Below are 22645 nucleotides of genomic sequence, written 5' to 3'. Positions count from 1 at the left end.
GCGCACGGATGGCCGACAATATGCTGTTAAGTCAAGAAGCGTACAAAAAAATCGATCGCGAACTCGCGAAATTTCCTGCTGATCAAAGGCAATCTGCCGTCATGGCGGCGCTTGCAATTGCGCAGGACGAAAAGGGCTGGCTTTCGCCGGAGGTAATGCAGGACATTGCTGATTACATCGGTATGGCAGCAATTGCCGTGCAAGAGGTCGCAACGTTCTACAACATGTACAACACCAAGCCGGTCGGCAAGCACAAGCTTTCCGTTTGCACCAATTTGCCCTGCGCCTTGTCCGGCGGCGAGCGTGCAGCGCACTATCTGAAGCAAAAGCTTGGCGTCGACTACAAGGAAACCACTGCCGACGGCCAATTCACCCTGATCGAGGGCGAGTGCATGGGTGCTTGCGGCGACGCGCCCGTCATGCTGGTGAACAACAAGCGCATGTGCAGCCATATGTCGAATGAAAAGATCGATGCGCTGGTGGAGGAACTGAAAAAATGACCTGCCTGCATGATCGTCATATCAACCCGCTTATTTTGGCGGGCTTGGACGGCAAGAACTGGCACTTGGCCGACTACGTGAAGCGTGGCGGCTATGAGGCATTGAAGCGCATCCTGACCGAAAAGATCGCGCCAGAACAGGTAATTGCTGAATTAAAGACTTCATCCCTGCGCGGTCGCGGCGGCGCAGGCTTCCCGACGGGGCTGAAGTGGAGTTTCATGCCGCGCCAGTTCCCTGGTCAAAAATACCTCGTCTGCAATACTGACGAAGGCGAACCGGGAACATTCAAGGATCGCGACATCATTCGCTACAACCCGCATGCGCTCATCGAAGGGATGGCAATCGGCGCATACGCGATGGGTATTACCGTAGGGTATAACTACATCCATGGCGAAGTGTGGGCTGAATATGAGCGTTTCGAAGAAGCGCTGGAAGAGGCGCGTGCAGCGGGCTTCCTCGGCGACAAAATTATGGAGAGCGAATTCAACTTCCAGTTGCATGCGTTCCACGGCTACGGCGCGTATATCTGCGGTGAGGAAACCGCTCTGCTCGAATCCATTGAAGGCAAGAAAGGTCAGCCGCGCTTCAAGCCGCCGTTTCCGGCCAGTTTCGGTTTGTACGGTAAGCCGACAACCATTAACAACACGGAAACGTTTGCGGCCGTGCCGTTCATCATGCGCATGGGCGGAGAGGCTTATGCCAGGCTTGGCAAGCCGAATAACGGCGGTACCAAGATTTTCTCAATGTCCGGTGACGTTGCCCGACCGGGAAATTATGAAGTCCCGCTCGGTACGCCATTCGCCAAACTGCTTGAGCTCGCCGGCGGCATGCGCGATGGCAAAAAGATCAAAGCGGTTATTCCCGGTGGCTCGTCCATGCCGGTGCTGACCGGTGACGTCATGATGAATACCGACATGGATTACGACTCGATTGCGAAGGCCGGATCGATGCTCGGATCTGGTGCGGTCATCGTGATGGATGAGACGCGTTGCATGGTCAAGTCGTTGCTGCGGCTGTCGTACTTCTATTTCGAAGAGTCATGCGGTCAGTGCACGCCTTGTCGCGAGGGCACGGGCTGGCTGTACCGGATGGTGCATCGCATCGAGCACGGTCAAGGCCGTGCGGATGATCTCGACATGCTGAACTCGATTGCTGACAACATTCAAGGCCGCACAATTTGCGCACTCGGGGACGCGGCTGCAATGCCCGTCCGTGCATTCGTGAAGAACTTCCGCAAGGAATTTGAATATCACATCGAGCATAAGCGCTGCATTGTTCCTGCTTACGTTTAATAAATCCGGTGCGCATACAAGCGCGCCCTACGGCATAAAACAGAGCCATGGTTGAAATCGAAATTGACGGCAAAAAAGTTGAGGTGCAAGAAGGCAGCATGGTGATGGACGCTGCCAACAAGCTTGGCACCTACATTCCGCACTTTTGCTATCACAAGAAACTGTCCATTGCGGCGAACTGCCGCATGTGTCTGGTTGAAGTTGAGAAGGCACCTAAGCCTTTGCCTGCATGTGCAACTCCGGTGACCAATGGCATGGTTGTACGCTCCAGCAGCGACAAGGCAATCAACGCGCAGAAAGGCGTCATGGAGTTCCTGCTGATCAACCACCCGCTCGATTGCCCGATCTGTGATCAGGGTGGAGAGTGCCAGTTGCAGGATCTGGCAGTCGGTTACGGTGCATCGGCATCTCGCTACCAGGAAGAGAAACGCGTCGTGGTGCCGAAGGATGCCGGTCCGTTGATCTCGATGAAGGAGATGGCGCGTTGCATCCATTGCACCCGTTGCGTACGCTTCGGGCAGGAAATCGGCGGCGTCATGGAACTCGGCATGCTGAACCGCGGCGAGCATTCTGAAATTACCACCTTTATCGGTAAGACAGTCGATTCCGAGTTGTCCGGCAACATGATCGACTTGTGTCCGGTTGGTGCGTTGACCTCTAAGCCCTTCCGCTATAGCGCGCGAACCTGGGAACTGTCTCGTCGCCGCTCGGTAAGTCCACACGACGGACTTGGTGCAAACCTGATAGTCCAGGTCAAGGCCGGCAAAGTCATGCGCGTTCTCCCGCTGGAAAACGAATCGGTGAACGAATGCTGGCTGTCCGACAAGGATCGCTTCGCCTACGAAGGCCTGAATAGCGCAGAGCGCCTGACTGTGCCGATGGTCAAGCAGGACGGAAAGTGGCTTGAGACTGACTGGCAAACTGCGCTTGAATATGTTGCGCGCGGACTTCGGGGTGTCGGTCAGGAACATGGCGCCGACGCAATCGCCGCCTTGGCTGCCCCATACTCCACGTTGGAAGAGCTCTCTTTGCTGCAAAAGCTGGTTCGCGGGCTGGGCTCGGATAACATTGACTTCCGTCTGCGCCAATCAGATTTTTCGCTGGATGGCAAAGTCGTACCGTGGCTCGGCATGTCGATCGAGGAATTCGGCCAGCTTAACCGCGCGTTCGTTATCGGCTCTTTCTTGCGCAAGGACCATCCTTTGCTCGCAGCTCGATTGCGCCATGCTGCTAAGCGGGGGGCAAATCTCAGCATTCTGCACGCCAGCGACGATGACCTTCTGATGCCGATTGCAAATCGGATGATCAAGGCCCCATCTGATTGGATGTCCGGATTGGGTGAAGTTATCGCTGCGATTGCCCAGGCAAAAGGTATCGCCGCACCGGCCGGTTTCGATAAGCTCTCCCCTGGCGAAGTGGCGAAGGGTATTGCGGCAAGCATGCTGTCGGGTGACAAAAAAGCTGTGGTGCTTGGCAATGCAGCGGCTCAACATCCTCAGGCATCTCACTTGCACGCCGCGGCACAGTGGATCGCGCAGAATACCGATGCCAAATTTGGCTATCTGACTGAAGCCGCGAATACTGTCGGCGGCTATCTCGCAAACGCGACGCCGGGCAAAGGTGCCAATGCAGTTGAAGCGTTTGCACAAGCACGTAAAGCCTACGTGCTCTTGCACGCCGAGCCTGAACTCGACAGCTACGACCCGCAGGCAGCTCGCGCCGCCTTGGAAAAGGCCGAGATGGTTGTCGTCATGTCACCGTTCAAACACGGTGCTGATTACGCTGATGTACTGCTGCCGATCGCACCATTCTCGGAAACCTCCGGCACCTTCGTGAACTGTGAAGGTCGTGCGCAAGGATTCAATGGAGCCGTGAAGCCGCTGGGTGAAACGCGGCCGGCATGGAAAGTACTGCGTGTTCTGGGCAATATGCTTGATATTCCTGGCTTCGATTACGAGACCTCGGAAGAGATCCGAGTCGAACTGCTCGGGACCAGGACCGCAGAAGAAGCCGATCTCAAACCGCGCCTCAACAACCTTATCAGTGCGCAGCCGCAAGCGACGCTGCCTGCAGCGTCCACACAAGTTGAGCGCATTGCAGATGTGCCGATCTATTTCACGGATGCCATCGTACGCCGGGCCGAATCCTTGCAAATGACCACCGATGCGCAAGCGCCGAAGGCGTCGTTTTCCACAGTGCTGGCAGCAAAGCTGGGCGTGGTTGAAGGCACACAGGTAAAGGTCACGCAAGGAAAAGGCTCCGCGGTCCTGGCCGCTGCGATCGACGCCAAGTTGCCTGAAAACGTCGTGCGAGTCTCCGCAGGCCATGCAACAACGGCACCCCTTGGCGGAATGTTCGGTGCAATCAGCGTGGAGAAAGCGTAATGGACCAGTTGCTCCTGACCATAAATACGAACGGACAAAATCTGTTCGGCGGAGCTTGGCTGCTCATCTGGACCCTGGTCAAGATCGTCGTGCTAGTTGCGCCGCTGATGGGCCTGGTCGCTTATCTCACGCTGTGGGAACGCAAAATGATCGGCTGGATGCACATTCGGCTGGGGCCGAACCGCGTCGGTCCGCTTGGCCTGCTGCAGCCGATCGCGGATGCGGTAAAGTTGTTGATGAAGGAGATCGTTGTCCCGACGCGTGCCAACAAGGCCTTGTTCGTGATTGCTCCCGTAATGACGATCATGCCGTCGCTTGCCGCCTGGTCCGTGATTCCGTTTGGGCCGGAGACTGTGCTGGCCAACGTCAATGCCGGTCTGCTGCTTCTGATGGCAATCAGCTCCATGGAAGTGTACGGTGTCATCATCGCAGGGTGGGCGTCCAATTCCAAGTACGCCTTTCTGGGCGCGATGCGCGCCTCGGCACAAATGGTGTCCTACGAAATTGCGATGGGCTTCGCCTTGGTGATCGTGCTAATGGTTTCTGGCAGCCTGAATTTCACCGATATCGTGATGGCGCAAAGCAAAGGATACTTTGCTGACAAGGGGCTTGGTTTCCTTTCATGGAACTGGCTGCCGTTGCTGCCGATTTTCGTGATCTACGTGGTGTCGGGAATTGCCGAAACCAATCGTCACCCCTTTGACGTGGTTGAAGGTGAATCGGAAATCGTCGCGGGTCACATGGTCGAATATTCCGGCATGTCGTTCGCGATGTTCTTCCTGGCCGAATACGCGAACATGATCCTGATCTCGATCGTTGCTTCGCTCATGTTCCTGGGTGGATGGGCAGCGCCGGCATCATTCCTGAGCTGGATCCCGGGATGGATCTGGTTAGGCATCAAGACCTTTGTGGTCGTATCGATGTTCATCTGGGCACGTGCATCGTTCCCGCGGTATCGCTACGATCAGATTATGCGTCTGGGTTGGAAAGTGTTCATTCCGCTGACGCTCGCTTACCTGGTTATCGTGGCTGCCTGGATTCAGTCACCGTGGAATATTTGGAAGTAAAGTAAAGAATAGAGGCTGATCAAGATGGAAGCCATTAAAGATTTTTTCAGCAGCCTGATGCTCCGAGAGCTGCTAAAAGGCTTGGCGCTGACCGGACGCTACATGTTCGAGCGCAAGATTACGGTGCAATATCCCGAGGAAAAGACGCCGATGTCGCCGCGCTTTCGCGGGCTGCATGCATTGCGCCGTTATCCGAATGGGGAAGAGCGCTGCATCGCATGCAAGTTGTGTGAGGCAGTATGCCCCGCGATGGCGATCACGATCGAATCGACGGAGCGCGATGATGGTACACGCCGCACGACGCGCTATGACATCGATCTGACCAAGTGCATCTTCTGCGGATTCTGCGAGGAGTCTTGCCCGGTCGATTCGATTGTTGAGACCAACATCCTGGAGTATCACGGCGAAAAGCGTGGTGATCTCTACTACACGAAAGAGATGTTGCTCGCGATCGGTGATCGATATGAAAAGGATATTGCCGCGGCGCGCGCAGCCGACGCCGCATATCGTTGATTTTGCCTGATCTGGCCTGCATAAAGCTGACTCACTTGGTCCATTATGGAATTTAAAACTGCCTTGTTCTACGCGTTTTCAGCGATCCTGGTGATTGCCGCGATACGCGTTATCACGGACCGGAATCCGGTGCATGCCGCGCTGTTTCTGGTTTTGTCCTTCTTCTCCGGTGCTGCGATATGGCTGCTCTTGAAAGCTGAATTCCTGGCCATCGTACTCGTCCTGGTTTATGTCGGTGCGGTGATGGTGCTCTTCCTGTTCGTGGTGATGATGTTGGATATCAACACGGACAAGCTGCGCGAGGGATTCTGGGGATACCTACCTCTGGCAGCGACGATTGGTGTCGTAATCGTGCTGGAAATGTCGGCTGTTCTGCTCCATGGCTTCTGGGCGCCCGAAGCGCAAGTTCCGGCAGCGGCGGCGAACATCGGAAATACCAAGGAATTGGGAAAACTCATTTTCACCCAATACATCTACGCCTTTGAAATTGCCGCGGTTGTGCTTCTGGTCGCTATCGTCGCTGCAGTCGCATTGACCCTGCGTCGCCGCAAGGACATCAAGTATTTCAGCCCCGCTGCTGCAGTCAAGGTCAAGAGTACCGACCGTCTGCGTATCGTTCGCATGAAGGCCGAATCCGAGCGTGCGAACGCAAAAGTGCAACCGGCTGCCTCGGCAGCAGAAAAATAATTAGGGGAAGCGCCGTGGCTTTATCGCTTGCACACTACTTGATCCTGGGAGCAATCCTGTTTGCGATCTCCATCGTCGGGATTTTCCTGAACCGGAAGAACATCATCGTGTTGTTGATGGCAATTGAATTGATGCTCCTCGCGGTCAACATGAACTTCATCGCCTTTTCGTACTATCTCGGCGATGCGGCTGGGCAGATTTTCGTTTTCTTCATCCTTACTGTGGCTGCCGCGGAGTCCGCGATTGGTCTCGCCATCCTGGTGGTTCTGTTCCGTAATCTGGACACCATCAATGTCGAAGATCTCGATGCTCTCAAAGGTTAACCACAAAAATAACGATAAGGTCCATCATGGCGGGGCAACTCAACCCTAACGTTTTATTGGCTGTGCCGTTGGCACCTCTCGCGGGCTCTGCGATCGCAGGTCTGTTCGGAACCAAATTTTTCGGCAACAAGATCGGCCGTACCGCGTCGCATTCGGTCACGATTCTGGGCGTACTGGTCGCCTTCATCATTTCCTTCCAGACGCTGCTCGCAGTGATGGATGGTGCTACTTATAACGGCACCGTCTATAACTGGATGACCGTCATGGGCCTGAAGATGGAGGTTGGTTTTCTGGTCGATAGCCTGACGGCGATGATGATGTGCGTGGTCACCTTCGTCTCGTTGATGGTGCATATCTATACGATCGGCTACATGGCGGAAGACGAAGGCTACAACCGTTTCTTCTCTTATATCTCGCTGTTCACGTTTTCGATGCTCATGCTCGTCATGAGCAATAACTTCCTGCAACTGTTCTTCGGTTGGGAAGCGGTGGGACTTGTCTCATACCTGCTGATCGGTTTCTGGTACACGCGTCCGACGGCGATTTACGCCAACATGAAGGCGTTTCTGGTCAACCGGGTCGGCGACTTCGGCTTTATTCTCGGTATCGGTTTGCTGCTGGCCTATGCAGGCTCGATGAACTACGGGGAAGTATTCGCGAAGAAGACAGAGTTGGCAACGCTTGTATTGCCCGGAACCGACTGGATGCTGCTGACCGTAGCCTGTATTTGCCTGTTCATTGGCGCGATGGGCAAATCGGCGCAGTTTCCGCTGCATGTCTGGCTCCCCGATTCGATGGAAGGTCCGACACCGATCTCCGCACTGATTCACGCGGCAACCATGGTGACTGCGGGCATCTTCATGGTGGCGCGCATGTCGCCGCTGTTTGAACTGTCTGATACTGCGCTTTCGTTCGTCCTCGTGATCGGATCGATTACAGCCCTGTTCATGGGTTTCCTTGGCATCATCCAGAACGACATCAAGCGCGTTGTTGCGTACTCGACCTTGTCGCAACTCGGTTACATGACGGTTGCCCTGGGTGCCTCCGCCTATTCTGTTGCCGTGTTCCACCTCATGACGCACGCTTTCTTCAAGGCGCTGCTGTTCCTTGGTGCCGGTGCCGTGATTATCGGCATGCACCATGATCAGGATATCCGCAACATGGGTGGCTTGCGCAAGTACATGCCGATTACCTGGATTACCTCCTTGCTTGGGTCGCTGGCCTTGATCGGCACGCCATTCTTCTCCGGTTTCTATTCGAAGGACAGCATCATCGAGGCCGTGCGTGCAACCCATATTCCGGGTGCAGGCTTTGCCAATTTTGCGGTCCTGGCAGGCGTTTTCGTCACCGCGTTCTATTCCTTCCGGATGTATTTCCTGGTGTTCCATGGAAAAGAACGTTTTGGCAAGCCGCACCATGACGAACATCAGAATCACAGTCACGATGAGCATAGCGATGAACATCATCATGGCCTCGCGCCGGGGCAGAAGCCACATGAAGCACCATGGGTTGTGACTGTGCCGTTGATGCTGCTGGCGATTCCATCGGTGGTCATTGGTTTCATCACCATCGGCCCGATGCTGTTCGGTGACTTCTTCAAGGATGTGATTTTCGTTAGTGAATCGCATCACGCGATGAAGGAACTCGCAGAGGAATTCCATGGCGCCTGGGCAATGGGTGTGCATGCGTTTGCCTCAGTCCCCTTTGTGCTGGCATTGGCTGGCGTCGTCTCGTCGTACTACTGCTACATGGTCAATCCGAAGGTGCCGGCGTGGTTCTATAAGAAGTTCCACGGCATCTACACCATCCTGGACAACAAGTACTACATGGACAAGTTCAATGAGGTGGTCTTCGGCAAGGGAGCTCGCGTACTCGGCGGCGGCTTGTGGAATGTGGGCGACCGCGGGCTGATCGACGGGCTGATCGTCAACGGCAGCGCCAAGCTGGTTGGCTGGTTTGCGGCGCTGATTCGCCATTTCCAGACTGGTTACATTTATCACTATGCATTTGTAATGATTCTCGGCGTGTTGTTCTTCCTGATTTATTTCATGCCGTTCCCGACATTTGCCAAATAAGTTGGCGAAGTAAAGCAAAAAACAATCATGATGCAGTCAACTTTTCCTCTTCTGAGCCTCGCGATCTGGTGCCCAATCGCGTTCGGCCTGTTCGTCCTGGCATTCGGCCGTGATGACAACCCGGCATTGGTGCGAGCCGTATCGCTGCTGGGGTCCATCATCAGTTTCCTTGTCACGCTGCCCTTGATTCAGCAGTTCGACAAAGCCGCGCATGGCATGCAGTTCGTCGAGAAAGCAGCCTGGATCGAGCGCTTCAATGTCAATTACTTCCTCGGCATTGACGGCATATCGATCTGGTTCGTATTGCTGACCGCTTTCATCACAATTATTGTCGTGATTGCAGGCTGGGAAGTCATCGAGAAGCGCGTCGCGCAGTACATGGGTGCATTCCTCATCCTCTCCGGTCTGATGATTGGTGTGTTTTGCGCGCTGGATGGCTTGCTGTTCTATGTGTTCTTTGAGGCGACGCTGATTCCGATGTTCATCATCATTGGCGTCTGGGGCGGTGCAAACCGCGTGTACGCCGCGATCAAGTTCTTCCTCTACACGTTGCTGGGTTCCTTGCTCACCCTAGTTGCGCTTTTGTACCTTTACTTCAAATCGGGTGGCAGCTTCGACATCCTGGCGTGGCATAAACTTCCACTGCCATTGAATGTGCAGATCTTGATCTTCTTTGCCTTCCTGATGGCATTTGCAGTCAAGGTGCCGATGTGGCCGGTGCATACATGGCTGCCTGATGCGCACGTCGAAGCGCCTACGGGTGGTTCAGTGGTACTGGCAGCTATCATGCTGAAGCTCGGTGCTTACGGTTTTCTGCGGTTTTCCTTGCCGATCGCTCCAGACGCGAGCCATTCATTGTCCGGGTTCATCATTACCTTGTCGTTGATTGCGGTCATCTACATTGGCCTCGTCGCGTTGGTGCAGGCAGACATGAAGAAACTGGTTGCGTACTCGTCGATTGCGCACATGGGCTTCGTCACGCTTGGCTTCTTCGTCTTTAACGAGATGGCGGTGCAGGGCGGTATCGTGCAAATGATCTCGCACGGCTTCGTATCCGCCGCGATGTTCCTTTGCATTGGCGTCTTGTATGACCGCATGCACTCGCGTCAGATTGCCGACTACGGCGGTGTGATCAACACGATGCCGCGATTCGCTACCTTTTTTGTTCTGTTCTCCTTGGCGAATTGCGGGCTTCCGGCAACTTCCGGGTTTGTCGGTGAATTCATGGTTATTCTTGGTACGGTCAAGTTTAATTTCTGGATCGGGATACTCGCTGCTACGGCCCTGATTTGGGGCGCAGCGTATTCTCTCTGGCTGGTGAAACGAGTGATATTTGGTGCCATCGCCAACGATCATGTTGCCAAGTTGAAGGATCTCAGTAGCCGTGAGTTCGTCATGCTGAGCCTGCTGGCGATCGCTGTGCTGGTAATGGGCCTGTATCCTGCGCCATTCACTGATGTGATGCAGGTTTCGGTCGATGATTTGCTCAAGCACGTCGCGATATCCAAGTTGAACTGAAACGAAATACGTGGAGGCATCCCTCACACCCGTCCTCTTTCTCATTCATGCGTGAGGGGGCGTTTAGACGGAAGCGGCTCAGGCTGTTTCTGCGGGGCTTAAGAGTGACAACATGAATAACATGATGAATCTGGTGCCGGCTTATCCGGAAATTTTTCTGCTGGTCGCAACCTCGGCAATTCTGCTGATTGACATGTTTCTGGCCGACGCCAAGCGACATATCACCTACGGGCTAACGATTGCGACGCTCATTGTCTGCATCGCGCTAAACGTTGCTGACTTCAATGGGACGACAACCTACACATTCCATAATATGTTTGTGTCGGATCCGATGTCGAACCTCCTGAAGATCTTCTCGTATGTTGCTGTTGGTATTACCCTCATTTACTCGCGTCAGTATGCGACGGACAGGGGAATGCTGGGCGGTACGCTCGGCGGCGAATTCTATGTGCTCGGGTTGTTTGCCTTGCTCGGGCAAATGGTGATGATCTCAGGGAATAACTTCCTGATCATCTATCTCGGCCTGGAATTGATGTCCTTGTCCTTGTATGCACTGGTGGCGCTGCGTCGCGGTAATTCGGTATCGACTGAAGCATCCATGAAGTACTTCATTCTGGGCGCACTGGCGTCCGGGTTCCTGCTGTACGGCCTGTCGATGCTGTACGGCGCCACAGGCTCGCTTGATTTGACCGAAGTGGCCAAGGCAACTGCATCCGGCACTGTGAACAAGACCGTGCTTGTGTTCGGCGTGGTGTTTGTTGTTGCTGGTCTGGCGTTCAAACTTGGTGTTGTTCCGTTCCACATGTGGGTGCCCGATGTATATGAGGGGGCACCTACGGCGGTGACTCTCCTTCTGGGCGGCGCACCGAAGCTGGCAGCGTTTGCGATCACGATCCGCCTGTTGGTTGAGGGACTTTTTCCGTTGGCGATTGATTGGCAGCAGATGATTACCGTGCTTGCGGTGTTGTCGATGGCGATCGGTAATATTACTGCGGTCGTGCAGACGAACTTGAAGCGCATGCTGGCATATTCGACAATCGGCCAAATGGGCTTCATGTTGCTTGGCATGTTGTCGGGCGTAGTGAATGGCGATGTTGGTCCCGCTGGCAATGCATACAGTTCTGCCTTGTTTTATTCGATCACCTACGTCCTCACGACCTTGGGCACATTCGGCGCGATCATGCTGCTCGCTCGCTCCGGTTTTGAGGCGGAGAATATCGATGACTTCAAAGGCCTGAATCAGCGTAGCCCATGGTTCGCATTTGTGATGCTGATCCTGATGTTCTCGCTCGCCGGCATTCCTCCGACCGTCGGATTCTATGCAAAGCTGGCGGTATTGCAAGCAGTACTGGGAACGGGACAGGTTTGGCTGGCCGTCGTTGCCGTGTTGCTGTCGCTGATCGGTGCCTTCTATTACCTGCGTGTTGTCAAAGTGATGTACTTTGATGAACCGGTGGATACGGCGCAGATTGTGGCCCCCGCCGACATGCGCTTCGCCCTGAGCGTGAACGGCATCGCAATTCTTGTTCTTGGTGTGTTGCCGGGGCCCCTGATGGCTTTGTGTGCAACGACCATCGTGAAAACGCTGGCGGCTTAATCCGGATCCGGATTTATCTTCTCGGTGGATGTTTCTCTCGCGAGCTGGTTTGTAATCCTGTTGGCGGCGCTTGCCGCCAACTTGCCTTTTCTGAACGAGCGGCTTTTCGCTCTTATCCCGATTGGCTCTCCTCGCAAGCCGCTTTGGCTTCGATTGTTGGAGCTCCTTGTCCTCTACTTCCTCATCCTCGGAATTGCATTATTGCTGGAGAAGCGTATCGGTAATGTGTTCTCCCAGCACTGGGAGTTTTACGCGATTACGGCATGCCTCTTCGTGGTGCTGGCATACCCCGGTTTTGTGTTCCGATACTTGCGCAAGCGACACGGTTGATTTGCTGTAATGGCCGATCGTCGCCGCACAGTAAAATAGGTGCATTCAACGTATTGGAGGATGGCTGTGGATCTGCACCTGAAAGAACATCAAGTCGATAGCGAACTCGCCTATGAAGGGCATTTCCTGAAAGTCCAGCGCGATACCGTGCGCCTGCCCGATGGAAAGAATTCGAAAAGAGAGTACATCAAGCATCCTGGAGCGGTCGTCATCCTGCCGCTATTGGACGACGGAACAGTCCTGCTGGAACGGCAATTTCGTTACCCCTTGAACCGGGTTTTTATTGAATTTCCCGCGGGGAAGATCGATCCCGATGAAGACCCTCTTGTGTGCGCCAAACGCGAACTTCAGGAGGAGACAGGATATACCGCCACCGACTGGAAGTTTGTATGCACAATCCATAATGCGATTGCGTATTCGGACGAGCATCTCGATATTTTCCTCGCCCGAGGGCTTGTGGCTGGGGCGCGAAAGCTCGATGACGGCGAATTTCTGGAGACATTCACCGCGAGCGTGCCGGACATGCTGAGCTGGATACGCGAGGGAAAGCTGACTGATGTGAAGACGGTGATCGGCGCGTTCTGGCTGGAGAAAATTCTGAGCGGTGCCTGGAAGCCCTGATGGTTTTGTCCGGAATGAAAAAAGAGCCGCAATCGCGGCTCTTTACGTTTTTATTACATGTTTGAATAATTCGGGCCGCCACCACCTTCCGGTGTAACCCATACGATGTTTTGCGTCGGATCCTTGATGTCGCAGGTCTTGCAATGCACGCAGTTCGCCGCATTGATTTGCAGGCGGTCTTCACCGGCATCCGTTTTCACAAATTCGTACACGCCAGCCGGGCAATAGCGGCTTTCGGGTCCGGCAAATTTCGCCAGATTGATCTTTACCGGCACCGATGCGTCTTTCAAGGTCAAATGCACCGGCTGGTTTTCTTCGTGATTGGTATTGCTGACGAAAACGCTGTTGAGGCGATCAAACGTAAGCTTGCCGTCGGGCTTGGAATAATCGATCTTCGGGCATTGGTCGGCCGGCAGCAAATAGGTATGATCCGGTTTGTCGCGATGCAGCGTCCAAGGCGGGCTCTTGACACCAATCTTGGGCAGAAACCATTGTTCGATCCCCGTCATCAGCTGCCCAACGAGTGGACCCTTCTTGAACCAGTTCTTGAAGTTGCGAGTTTCATCAAGTTCTTTGGCCAGCCAGCTGTTTTCATACGCTTGGGGATACGCAACCAGTTCATCACCTGCACGACCAGAGGTCACTGCTTCGAAGACCGCCTCGGCGCACAGCATGCCGCTCTTGATCGCGGTATGGCTGCCCTTGATGCGCGCGGCGTTCAAGAAGCCTGCATCGCACCCCAGCAACGCACCTCCCGGGAAGACGAGTTTAGGCAGCGCCTGCGGCGTACCGTTGTTGATTGCACGTGCACCATAGCTGATACGCTTGCCGCCCTCAAGTTGAGCGCGAATGCTCGGGTGTGTCTTCCAGCGCTGCATTTCCTCGAACGGGCTCATCCATGGATTCTTGTAATCCAGACCGATAACAAAGCCGAGCGTGACCTTGTTGTCTTCCAGGTGATAGAGGAATCCGCCGCCGAAGGTATGCGGATCCATGGGCCAGCCGGCAGTGTGGACCACCAGTCCCGGCTTCGCCTTGGCGGGATCAACTTCCCATAGTTCTTTGATGCCGATCGCGAAGCTTTGCGGATCCTTGCCTGCGTCGAGCTTGTACTTGGCAATCAATTGCTTGCCGAGATGACCGCGCGCGCCCTCTGCAAACAGGGTGTACTTGCCAAGCAATTCCATACCGAGCTGGAAGGCTTCAGTCGGTTCGCCGTCCTTGCCGATGCCCATATTGCCGGTGGCCACGCCCTTGACTGCGCCCTTGTCGTCGTACAGGACTTCGGCAGCAGGGAAGCCCGGGAAGATTTCGACGCCAAGCGCTTCAGCCTGTTGCCCCAGCCATTTGACGAGTGCGCCAAGAGCCACGACGTAGTTGCCGTGATTATGGAAATTGCGCGGGACCAGCCAATCGGGAATGCGCGAGGCGCCGGTTTCCGTGAGGGTCAGGATGTCATCTGCGGTGACGGGCTGATTCAGCGGCGCGCCCATTTCCTTCCACTTCGGGAACAGCTCGTTCATTGCAATCGGGTCCATCACGGCACCGGAAAGAATATGGGCACCGACCTCGCCGCCTTTTTCCAGCACGCAGACAGAAATCTCCCTGCTTTTTTCTGCCGCCAGTTGCTTCAGCCGAATCGCGGCAGCCAAGCCGGCGGGACCGGCGCCTACGATGACGACGTCATATTCCATCGCTTCTCGCGGGCCGTATTGTTCTATCAGATTTTGGGTCTGCGTCATGGTCTTCCCCACGGTAAAATAAGATTATCGAACGAACGTGCTAATTGTCGTGGATTTTGAATGAGAATGCTAGATACATCACTCTAATCATTGCACTTTCGTGTAATGATAATGTGTCCGACGGGGCAGCACAGTAAATTGCATGACAAACTTTGGAGATATACGTGGGGATTGAAGTCAATTTTGAGGGGAAGATCGCATTGATTACCGGTGCGTCAAGTGGACTCGGCGCTCGGTTCGCGAAGGTGCTTGCTGAGGCCGGTGCCCAGGTTGTGCTCGCATCGCGCAGGGTCGATCGCCTGAAGGAGTTGCGCGCGGAGATCGAGGCTTCCGGCGGCGCCGCGCATGTGGTGGCGCTGGATGTCACGGATTATTCCAGCATCAAATCTGCAATTGCCCACGCCGAGACGGAGGCGGGGCCGATCGATATTCTTGTGAATAATTCAGGCGTCTCCACCACTCAGCGCCTGGTCGATGTCACGCCGGAGGACTATGCGTTCGTCATGGACACCAATCAGCGCGGTGCCTTCTTCGTTGCGCAGGAGGCTGCAAAGCGCATGATCGCACGCGCCAAGGGTGATCCGAGGAAGCAGCATAGAATCATCAATATCGCCTCGGTGGCAGGCCTGCGGGTATTGCCGCAAATCGGGATCTATTGCATGAGCAAGGCGGCGGTCGTGCACATGACTAAATCGATGGCGGTGGAGTGGGGGCGCTACGGCATCAATGTCAATGCCATCTGTCCCGGCTACATCAGCACGGAAATCAATGCCGAGCATTTCGAAACAGAGCAGGGTCGCAACTTGATCAACATGTTGCCGCGCAAGCGTCTCGGCAAACCGGAAGACCTCGACGGCTTGCTGCTTTTGCTGGCATCCGATGAGTCGAATTTCATCAATGGTGCCATCGTTACTGCCGACGACGGAATGAGCGCCTACTGAGTCCCTGAATTCGAGCGGCCGCATCAGCGGCGGCCACCCAGCATCCAGCCTGATTTCCTATGACCCACAAGAAGCTCGTTCATACATTGCATATCCCGATTCGCTGGGGAGACATGGACGCGATGGGACATGTCAACAACACGATTTATTTTCGCTATCTCGAACAAGCGCGGATCGAGTGGTTCACCGAACAGGGGTGCGGACCCGACGCGAGCGGGGAAGGTCCGGTGATCATCAATGCGCACTGCACTTTCATCAAGCAACTGAAATACCCCGGGGATATCGAGGTTCGGACCTTTGTCGGTCCACCGGGACGATCCAGCTTCGAAACAATTCAGGAAATCCGGCGGGTCGATCAACCGGAGGTGCTTGCTGCGTCGGGTGGTGCGAAGGTCGTGTGGATCAATTATTCGCAGGAAAAATCCGTGCCTTTGCCGGAGCGCATTCTCCATCTCCTGGCAACATAAGTGCTGCGGCTGAATCAGCCGGTCACACCCATCAGGCGATGCACCAGTTCACTTGAGGTCGCCGCTGAAAATTTCCGCATGAGCTTTGCGCGGTGCATTTCCACGGTTCGTGGACTCAGCCCGATTTGACGCGCAATCAGCTTGCTGGTTTTTCCTTCGACCAGCAATGCAGCGATCTCCCGTTCGCGAGGCGTCAGCTCCGCCGTGACAGGGCGTTTCGCACTGAGATCCTCGAAAGTCCAGATTCCGGCCGCATGCGGGTCATCATGGATCAAGGAGCGGCCGCTGACATGGCACCAGAATAACTCGTGATTGGCGCGCTTCATGATCCGCTCATCGGAATAGTAGCCCTTCGCGCTCATGATAGGAACGATACGGGCTCCCGTGCGTTCAAATTCGTCGAGTGTCGGATAGAGTACGCGAAAAGACTGGCCGACCAGTTCGCGGGGCCGATAGCCGAACATTTCTGCGAGCGCATCATTGCACGCGTGAATGACCCTGTGCTGCGATACGCACATACCCACCGGCGCATGCTGAAAGATCGTCTGGTAGTCTATCGTCAAGGGTGCGCTCATAGGCTATCGGGTGGCCTTTTTGTGGCAAAAATTCGTATTTTTACGGTATTGCATGGTGTAGTCCAGCATCTTATGCTGACAGGCACATTACAACAGCCTTTTTAGGGGCACTTTACACAAGAAGAGGGTCGGAATGAATAAAGTTTATCCTGATGCCGCCAGTGCTCTGGCCGGCATTGTCAAGGACGGCCAAACGATTGCCGTCGGCGGCTTCGGACTGTGCGGCATTCCCGAGGCACTGATCGAGGCTCTGCGCGATTCCGGCGTGAAGAACCTGACGGCGATCTCCAACAATGCAGGCGTCGACGGTTTCGGCCTGGGGCAGCTCTTGTCGACGCGTCAGATCAAGAAAATGATTTCATCCTATGTGGGTGAAAACAAGGAGTTTGAACGCCAGTATCTGGCTGGTGAACTCGAGCTGGAATTCACGCCGCAAGGCACCTTGGCCGAGAAGCTGCGCGCCGGCGGTGCAGGCATTCCCGCGTTCTTCACCAAGACCGGCGTCGGCACCATCGTCGCCGAGGGAAAGGAAGTGCGCGAATTCGACGGCCATCAGTATGTGATGGAGCGTTCCCTCGTCGCCGATGTCTCGCTGGTGAAGGCCTATATGGCCGACAAGGTGGGCAACTTGGTATTCCGCAAGACCGCACGCAACTTCAATCCGAACATCGCCATGGCGGGCAAGATCACCGTGGTCGAGGTCGAGAAGCTGGTTGAGGCGGGCGAGATTGATCCCGATCAAGTCCATACCCCGGGTATTTTCGTGCATCGCATTGTTGTCAATGCAACGCCGGAGAAGCGCATCGAACAACGCACTACGCGTGCAAAGTAATACGGAGAACGAACATGGCATGGACTCGTGACGAAATGGCCGCGCGCGCGGCGAAGGAACTGCAGGACGGCTTTTATGTGAATCTCGGTATTGGTTTGCCGACGCTGGTTGCCAATTACGTGCCGAAGGACATTGAAGTGTGGCTGCAGTCGGAAAACGGCTTGCTGGGCATCGGCCCGTTCCCCACCGATGACGAGGTCGATCCGGACCTGATCAATGCCGGGAAACAGACGGTCACGGCACTACGTGGATCGTCCTTCTTCAGTTCTGCGGATTCGTTTGCAATGATCCGCGGCGGCAAGATCAATATCGCGATTCTCGGCGCAATGCAGGTGAGCGAGAAGGGCGACCTGGCGAACTGGATGATTCCCGGGAAAATGGTCAAGGGCATGGGTGGCGCGATGGACTTGGTCGCCGGTGTTGGCCGCGTGGTCGTCCTGATGGAGCATGTTGCCAAGGCCAAGGATGGATCGACATCACACAAGATCCTGAAGAAATGCGACCTTCCGCTGACGGGCGTCGGCGTGGTCAATCGCATCATTACCGATCTTGGCGTTATCGACGTCGGAACAAACGGCTTGAAGTTGATTGAACTTGCACCTGGTGTAACGAAGGAAGAATTCATCGAGAAGACAGGTGCGGAACTGGACGTGAGCGCCGTGCATTAAAGTCGGCTTCCGAAAATAAAAACGGCGCTTTCGAGCGCCGTTTTTATTTGTCCCGGACCTCAATCGGCGATGACTTCCGCCGACCGATGCCCGAGGATAATCCCTATTGCGCAACCCAACCGCCATCCATGTTCCACGCAACACCGCGAACCTGGCTGGCCGCATCGCTGGAAAGAAACAGTGCGAGCTCGCCAAGTTGCTCGGGCGTGACGAATTCACCCGAGGGCTGCTTCTCCAGCAGCAAGCTCTTCTTGGCTTCCTCATTCGATATGCCTTGCTGCGAAGCGCGTGCATCGACCTGTTTTTGCACCAGCGGAGTAAGTACCCATCCTGGGCAGATCGCGTTGCATGTAATGCCTGTATGCGCGGTTTCGAGCGCGGTAACCTTGGTGAAGCCGACGATGCCATGCTTGGCCGCCACATAGGCCGATTTCTGCGCCGAGCCAACCAATCCATGCACTGACGCGACGTTGATGATGCGACCCCAGTTCCGAACCTTCATTGCAGGCAGCGTAAGCCGTGTCGTGTGAAACGCTGAACTCAGATTGATTGCAATGATTGCATCCCACTTTTCGATGGGGAAATCTTCGATGTTCGCAACGTGTTGAATCCCGGCATTGTTGACCAGGATATCGACGCCGCCAAAGCGCTCTGCGGCGAACTTCATCATGGCTTCAATTTCCGCGGGCTTGGACATGTCTGCATTGTGATAGGCAGTCTGCACGCCAAAGTCGTCCCTGACGCTGGCTTGCAGCGCCTCGATTTCCTTGGCATCTCCGAAACCATTGAAGACGATGTTTGCGCCCTGAGCAGCGAATGTTCGGGCGATTCCCAAGCCGATGCCGGATGTCGATCCGGTGACGAGCGCAGTCTTCCCTTTGTGCATATTGCCTTGCATGATGTCCCTCTTCGAATGAAATTTGGAATTGCGACAAACTTAGATAGGATTTTAAGCGGAACGACCAGTAAAATGTGAGAATGACAATCGGATTTACTGATACCCGACAAAATGACTCAACATCGGATTAAAACGCTGCAATGCCTGTCCCCGTCCGGCCTGCATAAAATGGCCTACAAGGAATGGGGCGACGAGCGGAATTCGAAGGTGCTCGTTTGTGTGCATGGAGTCACTCGCGTCTCCGATGATTTCGACAATCTGGCGAGGGAATTGTGCGGGGAATATCGCGTGGTCTGCCCGGACGTCGTCGGCCGAGGGCGTTCCGGTTGGCTGCGCGATCCGCAGCATTATCAGATTCCGCAATACGTCAGCGACATGGTGACTTTGCTTGCACGCATCGATGCGGAATCGGTGCACTGGCTGGGGACATCGATGGGGGGCTTGATAGGGATCGGCTTGGCGTCGCTGCAAGACACTCCAATTCGCAAACTTGTCCTGAATGATGTCGGCCCATCGCTTAATCCGGAGGCGCTGACCCGCATTGGAACTTATATCGGAGAACCGGTTCGGTTCAAGACCTTCGATGAAGCGGTGCACTATATCAAGGAAATTTCGCTGCCGTTCGGGCCGCATGCCGATGAGGAGTGGAACAAGCTTGCGACCGATGTGCTGAAGCAGGATAAGGATGGCCAATGGATTCGAAATTATGATCCCGGCATCGCGTCCACGATCAAGGCGCCAACGCCGGAAAGCATTCGGCAGATGGAGGCAGTGCTGTGGGCGATGTACGATGCCATTTCCTGTCCGACTCTTGTGGTGCGCGGCGCGCAATCCGACTTGCTGACGCACGATGCCGCGCAAGCGATGACATCGCGCGGGCCTAAGGCGAAACTGGTCGAGATCCCCAGTGTCGGGCATGCACCCACCTTCCTGCACGCAGACCAGATCAATGTCGTGAAGGAGTTTTTGCTCCAGTAACACGGATTCAACAACGGGACATCATGGATATCAAACGTTTGCATACAGGGAAGACGCTCTCCGAGGTCGCAATACATAACGGCACGGTGTATCTTGCTGGGCAGGTCGCAGAAGACCTGACGCAGAATATCGCCGGCCAGACGCGCGAGGTGCTTGGTCATATCGACCGTTTACTGGCTGAAGCGAACAGCGACAAATCACGCATTCTGATGTGTCAGATATTTATCGCGGACATGAAAGATTTTGGTGAAATGAACGCCGCCTGGAATGAATGGGTTGCCGAGGGTAATTCTCCGCCGCGCGCAACAGTCGAGGCGAAGCTCGCGAAGCCTGAGTGGCTGATCGAGATGGTCGTGACTGCCGCACAGAGATAGTCGCTGAATGGTTTCCGTCGCAGCAACGCAAAGCGAAACGCATGTTCTGTTGTCTTCCGGATTGACGACAGAAGACAGCGCGCGCGTAATGGATGCGCTTGGCTTCATCGAGCCGATCTATCGCGGCAACAGCATGATCACCGGACAGGATGCGTTCGAGTTTGCGCAAGGCATCGCAAGCGTGCTTGCCTTGCTCAATACGGATGCGGATACGCGCATTGCCGGTCTATTGACGGAGCTTCCCGTCATCGATCCCAAGGCGGCTGAAACGATCGAATCCCGGTTCGGGAAGGATATCGCCGACCTGGTGAATGGCATTCGGCAGTTGATGCGATTGCATGTGCAAACCTCGGGTCAGCATGAGGTTGGACGCGGCAAGAACGCCTCGCAACAGGCGGCGGAGCATCTTGAAACGCTGCGCAAGATGCTGCTCGCAATGGCATCGGATATGCGCGCGGTTCTCGTGCGCCTTGCTTCGAGAGTGACGACATTGCGCTATTTCTCCGAGCTCAAACTGGAGAATGAAAAGACACATCAATACGCGCGCGAGACGCTTGATCTGTATGCGCCGCTGGCAAACCGGCTCGGCATATGGCAGTTGAAATGGGAGCTTGAAGATCTGGCGTTTCGCTTCCTTGAGCCGGCGACGTACAAGCGCATCGCCAGGATGCTCGAAGAAAAGCGCCTCGAACGTGAGAGTTTCGTCGAAGCGGCGATCGGACGACTGAAGTCGGAACTGGCTGCGGCAGACATCAAGGCCGAGGTGTCCGGCCGGCCGAAGCATATCTTCAGTATCTGGAACAAGATGCGCGGAAAGTCGCTCGACTTTTCCGAGTTGTACGATGTGCGTGCATTCCGTGTGATCGTCGACGATGTCAAGGCTTGCTATACCGTGCTTGGCCTGGTGCATAACATCTGGACGCCCATTCCCGACGAGTTTGATGATTACATCTCGCGGCCGAAGTCGAATGGTTACCAGTCACTGCATACCGTTGTGATTGCAGAAGACGGGCGTGCGCTGGAAGTGCAGATACGCACGCATGAAATGCACCGCTTCGCAGAGTACGGCGTGGCGGCTCACTGGCGCTACAAGGAGAGTGGTGGGTCGAATTTCTCCGCACAGAAGTATGACGAAAAAATCGCATGGTTACGCCAGCTTCTTGCGTGGAAGAGCGAAGTTGCCGACGCGGTAGTAGCGCAGGAAGACATGCGGCGCGAGTGGGTGGAAAAGCTCAAATCCGCGGCGCTGGACGATCGCATCTATGTGCTGACGCCGCAGGCCCGCGTCATCGAATTGCCAAATGGCGCCACGCCGATCGATTTTGCATATCACCTGCATACCGATGTTGGCCATCGATGCCGCGGTGCGCGCGTCGACGGTGCAATGGTGCCTCTGAATACGGTATTGAAGAACGGGCAGACGGTTGAGATCATCACGGCACGGGGTGGCGCTGCGGTCGGACCGTCGCGCGATTGGTTAAGCCCCGGTTATGTCGCAAGCCCGCGCACCCGGACCAAGGTCCGCGCGTGGTTCAATGCTATCGAGCAGCAGGAAACGCTCTCGCACGGTCGCAGCCTCGTTGAAAAGACCTTGCAGCGAGAGGGCAAGACCGCCATCAATCTTGAAGAGCTGGCGCACAAGCTCGGTTTTTCGAAGCTCGACGATTTGTTTCTTGCGGTTGGCAAAGAAGAGTTCAGCCTGCGCAATATCGAATATGTTCTCCATGAGGATGACGCCAGGAATGCGCCGAAGCCGGTCGAAGAGGCGATCGTCCCGAACAAGAGCCGCGCGTCCAGCGTCGCGCAGGGCGCGCGTTCCGGGGTTCTTGTCGTCGGCACAGATGGCCTCATGACTCAGCTGGCACGCTGCTGCAAGCCGGCGCCGCCTGATGAAATCGTCGGTTTCATCACCAGAGGAAAAGGTGTGTCGATCCATCGTGCCAATTGCAAGAACCTAGCGCAAATGCGAATGAAGGCGCTGGAACGTGTGATCCAGACCACATGGGGAGAGGCAGGAAGGGAGACGGTTTATCCAGTGGATATTTTCGTTCTCGCGAATGACCGGCAAGGCTTGTTGCGCGATATTACCGAGGTTTTCTCAAGAGAGAAGATTAATGTCATCGGCGTCAACACACAGAGCGCGAAGGGGCAGGCGCGCATGTCGTTCACCGCTGAAATCTCCTCGACTGAACAATTGCAGAAGGCGTTGATGATCATTCGCGATGTTAACGGTGTGCTGCAGGCACAGCGTCAATAAACCAAT

22 protein-coding genes are annotated in these 22645 nt (G+C 55.2%); 19 read left to right on the top strand and 3 right to left on the bottom strand.

Annotation, left to right across the window (positions count from 1 at the left end; translation table 11 throughout):
- Positions 1-8: 8 nt before the first annotated feature.
- From nuoE to VJ651_RS19970, 12 genes are all read left to right on the top strand, one after another.
- Positions 9-500 (top strand): NADH-quinone oxidoreductase subunit NuoE, encoded by a 492-nt coding sequence (nuoE, locus tag VJ651_RS20025; RefSeq protein ID WP_324109125.1) that lies wholly within the window; start codon positions 9-11, stop codon positions 498-500.
- Positions 497-1792, top strand: coding sequence for an NADH-quinone oxidoreductase subunit NuoF (nuoF, locus tag VJ651_RS20020; protein ID WP_324109124.1), 1296 nt, complete (start codon positions 497-499; stop codon positions 1790-1792). Before nuoE ends, nuoF begins: the two co-directional genes overlap by 4 nt.
- A 47-nt stretch (positions 1793-1839) precedes the next feature.
- Positions 1840-4176 carry an NADH-quinone oxidoreductase subunit NuoG gene (gene nuoG / locus VJ651_RS20015; protein ID WP_324109123.1) on the top strand — a complete coding sequence of 779 codons (2337 nt, stop codon included), beginning with the start codon at positions 1840-1842 and terminating at the stop codon, positions 4174-4176.
- Positions 4176-5243: an NADH-quinone oxidoreductase subunit NuoH gene (nuoH, locus tag VJ651_RS20010; RefSeq protein ID WP_324109122.1), complete on the top strand. Its 1068-nt coding sequence runs from the start codon at positions 4176-4178 to the stop codon at positions 5241-5243. Before nuoG ends, nuoH begins: the two co-directional genes overlap by 1 nt.
- 24 nt (positions 5244-5267) lie before the next feature.
- Positions 5268-5756, top strand: coding sequence for an NADH-quinone oxidoreductase subunit NuoI (gene nuoI / locus VJ651_RS20005; RefSeq protein ID WP_324109121.1), 489 nt, complete (start codon positions 5268-5270; stop codon positions 5754-5756).
- Between the two features lie 45 nt (positions 5757-5801).
- On the top strand, positions 5802-6443 hold the full coding sequence (locus VJ651_RS20000; RefSeq protein WP_324109120.1) for an NADH-quinone oxidoreductase subunit J: 642 nt from the start codon (positions 5802-5804) through the stop codon (positions 6441-6443).
- A gap of 14 nt (positions 6444-6457) precedes the next feature.
- The gene (gene nuoK, locus VJ651_RS19995) at positions 6458-6766 is read left to right on the top strand and encodes an NADH-quinone oxidoreductase subunit NuoK (RefSeq protein WP_136418164.1); all 309 of its coding nucleotides are present in this window, start codon (positions 6458-6460) and stop codon (positions 6764-6766) included.
- Positions 6767-6792: 26 nt separating this feature from the next.
- Positions 6793-8841: an NADH-quinone oxidoreductase subunit L gene (gene nuoL, locus VJ651_RS19990; RefSeq protein ID WP_324109119.1), complete on the top strand. Its 2049-nt coding sequence runs from the start codon at positions 6793-6795 to the stop codon at positions 8839-8841.
- Between the two features lie 27 nt (positions 8842-8868).
- On the top strand, positions 8869-10359 hold the full coding sequence (locus tag VJ651_RS19985) for an NADH-quinone oxidoreductase subunit M (protein ID WP_324109118.1): 1491 nt from the start codon (positions 8869-8871) through the stop codon (positions 10357-10359).
- Between the two features lie 112 nt (positions 10360-10471).
- Complete coding sequence (gene nuoN / locus VJ651_RS19980) at positions 10472-11956, top strand: NADH-quinone oxidoreductase subunit NuoN (protein ID WP_324109117.1); 1485 nt, start codon at positions 10472-10474, stop codon at positions 11954-11956.
- Between the two features lie 24 nt (positions 11957-11980).
- The gene (locus VJ651_RS19975) at positions 11981-12286 is read left to right on the top strand and encodes a DUF2818 family protein (protein WP_324109116.1); all 306 of its coding nucleotides are present in this window, start codon (positions 11981-11983) and stop codon (positions 12284-12286) included.
- 66 nt (positions 12287-12352) lie between these two features.
- A complete protein-coding gene (locus tag VJ651_RS19970) occupies positions 12353-12907 on the top strand; it encodes an NUDIX hydrolase (protein ID WP_324109115.1) in 555 nt (184 codons plus the stop codon).
- 53 nt (positions 12908-12960) lie between these two features.
- On the opposite strand, the gene VJ651_RS19965 is transcribed toward VJ651_RS19970, so the two are convergent.
- The gene (locus VJ651_RS19965; protein WP_324109114.1) at positions 12961-14649 is read right to left on the bottom strand and encodes an electron transfer flavoprotein-ubiquinone oxidoreductase; all 1689 of its coding nucleotides are present in this window, start codon (positions 14647-14649) and stop codon (positions 12961-12963) included.
- A 164-nt stretch (positions 14650-14813) separates the two neighbouring features.
- Here VJ651_RS19965 and VJ651_RS19960 point away from each other — a divergent pair, with 164 nt between their 5' ends.
- Together VJ651_RS19960 and VJ651_RS19955 are read left to right on the top strand one after the other, a co-directional pair.
- The gene (locus VJ651_RS19960; RefSeq protein ID WP_324109113.1) at positions 14814-15590 is read left to right on the top strand and encodes an SDR family oxidoreductase; all 777 of its coding nucleotides are present in this window, start codon (positions 14814-14816) and stop codon (positions 15588-15590) included.
- A 59-nt stretch (positions 15591-15649) separates the two neighbouring features.
- On the top strand, positions 15650-16057 hold the full coding sequence (locus VJ651_RS19955) for an acyl-CoA thioesterase (RefSeq protein ID WP_324109112.1): 408 nt from the start codon (positions 15650-15652) through the stop codon (positions 16055-16057).
- A gap of 14 nt (positions 16058-16071) precedes the next feature.
- Here the strand turns inward: VJ651_RS19955 and VJ651_RS19950 are convergent, their stop codons facing one another.
- Entirely contained in the window at positions 16072-16632 is a 561-nt protein-coding gene (locus VJ651_RS19950; protein ID WP_324109111.1) for a PAS and helix-turn-helix domain-containing protein, read from the bottom strand.
- A gap of 133 nt (positions 16633-16765) precedes the next feature.
- On the opposite strand from VJ651_RS19950, the gene VJ651_RS19945 reads away from it, so the two are divergent.
- Complete coding sequence (locus VJ651_RS19945; RefSeq protein WP_136418174.1) at positions 16766-17464, top strand: CoA transferase subunit A; 699 nt, start codon at positions 16766-16768, stop codon at positions 17462-17464.
- A gap of 14 nt (positions 17465-17478) precedes the next feature.
- Positions 17479-18132, top strand: coding sequence for a 3-oxoacid CoA-transferase subunit B (locus tag VJ651_RS19940; RefSeq protein ID WP_324109110.1), 654 nt, complete (start codon positions 17479-17481; stop codon positions 18130-18132).
- Between the two features lie 103 nt (positions 18133-18235).
- On the opposite strand, the gene VJ651_RS19935 is transcribed toward VJ651_RS19940, so the two are convergent.
- Positions 18236-19030, bottom strand: coding sequence for a 3-hydroxybutyrate dehydrogenase (locus VJ651_RS19935; RefSeq protein ID WP_324109109.1), 795 nt, complete (start codon positions 19028-19030; stop codon positions 18236-18238).
- A gap of 111 nt (positions 19031-19141) precedes the next feature.
- On the opposite strand from VJ651_RS19935, the gene VJ651_RS19930 reads away from it, so the two are divergent.
- The 3 genes from VJ651_RS19930 to VJ651_RS19920 are packed head-to-tail and all read left to right on the top strand — an operon-like array spanning position 19142 to position 22639.
- A complete protein-coding gene (locus VJ651_RS19930) occupies positions 19142-20008 on the top strand; it encodes an alpha/beta hydrolase (protein WP_324109108.1) in 867 nt (288 codons plus the stop codon).
- A 23-nt stretch (positions 20009-20031) separates the two neighbouring features.
- On the top strand, positions 20032-20382 hold the full coding sequence (locus VJ651_RS19925; protein ID WP_324109107.1) for a RidA family protein: 351 nt from the start codon (positions 20032-20034) through the stop codon (positions 20380-20382).
- A 7-nt stretch (positions 20383-20389) separates the two neighbouring features.
- Positions 20390-22639 (top strand): bifunctional (p)ppGpp synthetase/guanosine-3',5'-bis(diphosphate) 3'-pyrophosphohydrolase, encoded by a 2250-nt coding sequence (locus VJ651_RS19920; RefSeq protein ID WP_324109106.1) that lies wholly within the window; start codon positions 20390-20392, stop codon positions 22637-22639.
- The last annotated feature ends 6 nt before the right edge of the window (positions 22640-22645 follow it).

This window comes from Noviherbaspirillum sp., assembly GCF_035254865.1.
Taxonomy (GTDB): domain Bacteria; phylum Pseudomonadota; class Gammaproteobacteria; order Burkholderiales; family Burkholderiaceae_D; genus Noviherbaspirillum.
Note: the sequence above shows the minus strand (reverse complement) of the source record. Positions and strands in the feature narration are given on the sequence as shown.

Coding starts and splice junctions, on each gene's coding strand:
- nuoE (WP_324109125.1), top strand. CDS start 9: ATGGCCGACAATATGCTGTTAAGTCAAGAAGCGTACAAAAAAATCGAT.
- nuoF (WP_324109124.1), top strand. CDS start 497: ATGACCTGCCTGCATGATCGTCATATCAACCCGCTTATTTTGGCGGGC.
- nuoG (WP_324109123.1), top strand. CDS start 1,840: ATGGTTGAAATCGAAATTGACGGCAAAAAAGTTGAGGTGCAAGAAGGC.
- nuoH (WP_324109122.1), top strand. CDS start 4,176: ATGGACCAGTTGCTCCTGACCATAAATACGAACGGACAAAATCTGTTC.
- nuoI (WP_324109121.1), top strand. CDS start 5,268: ATGGAAGCCATTAAAGATTTTTTCAGCAGCCTGATGCTCCGAGAGCTG.
- VJ651_RS20000 (WP_324109120.1), top strand. CDS start 5,802: ATGGAATTTAAAACTGCCTTGTTCTACGCGTTTTCAGCGATCCTGGTG.
- nuoL (WP_324109119.1), top strand. CDS start 6,793: ATGGCGGGGCAACTCAACCCTAACGTTTTATTGGCTGTGCCGTTGGCA.
- VJ651_RS19985 (WP_324109118.1), top strand. CDS start 8,869: ATGATGCAGTCAACTTTTCCTCTTCTGAGCCTCGCGATCTGGTGCCCA.
- nuoN (WP_324109117.1), top strand. CDS start 10,472: ATGAATAACATGATGAATCTGGTGCCGGCTTATCCGGAAATTTTTCTG.
- VJ651_RS19965 (WP_324109114.1), bottom strand. CDS start 14,649: ATGACGCAGACCCAAAATCTGATAGAACAATACGGCCCGCGAGAAGCG.
- VJ651_RS19955 (WP_324109112.1), top strand. CDS start 15,650: ATGACCCACAAGAAGCTCGTTCATACATTGCATATCCCGATTCGCTGG.
- VJ651_RS19950 (WP_324109111.1), bottom strand. CDS start 16,632: ATGAGCGCACCCTTGACGATAGACTACCAGACGATCTTTCAGCATGCG.
- VJ651_RS19945 (WP_136418174.1), top strand. CDS start 16,766: ATGAATAAAGTTTATCCTGATGCCGCCAGTGCTCTGGCCGGCATTGTC.
- VJ651_RS19940 (WP_324109110.1), top strand. CDS start 17,479: ATGGCATGGACTCGTGACGAAATGGCCGCGCGCGCGGCGAAGGAACTG.
- VJ651_RS19935 (WP_324109109.1), bottom strand. CDS start 19,030: ATGCAAGGCAATATGCACAAAGGGAAGACTGCGCTCGTCACCGGATCG.
- VJ651_RS19930 (WP_324109108.1), top strand. CDS start 19,142: ATGACTCAACATCGGATTAAAACGCTGCAATGCCTGTCCCCGTCCGGC.
- VJ651_RS19925 (WP_324109107.1), top strand. CDS start 20,032: ATGGATATCAAACGTTTGCATACAGGGAAGACGCTCTCCGAGGTCGCA.
- VJ651_RS19920 (WP_324109106.1), top strand. CDS start 20,390: ATGGTTTCCGTCGCAGCAACGCAAAGCGAAACGCATGTTCTGTTGTCT.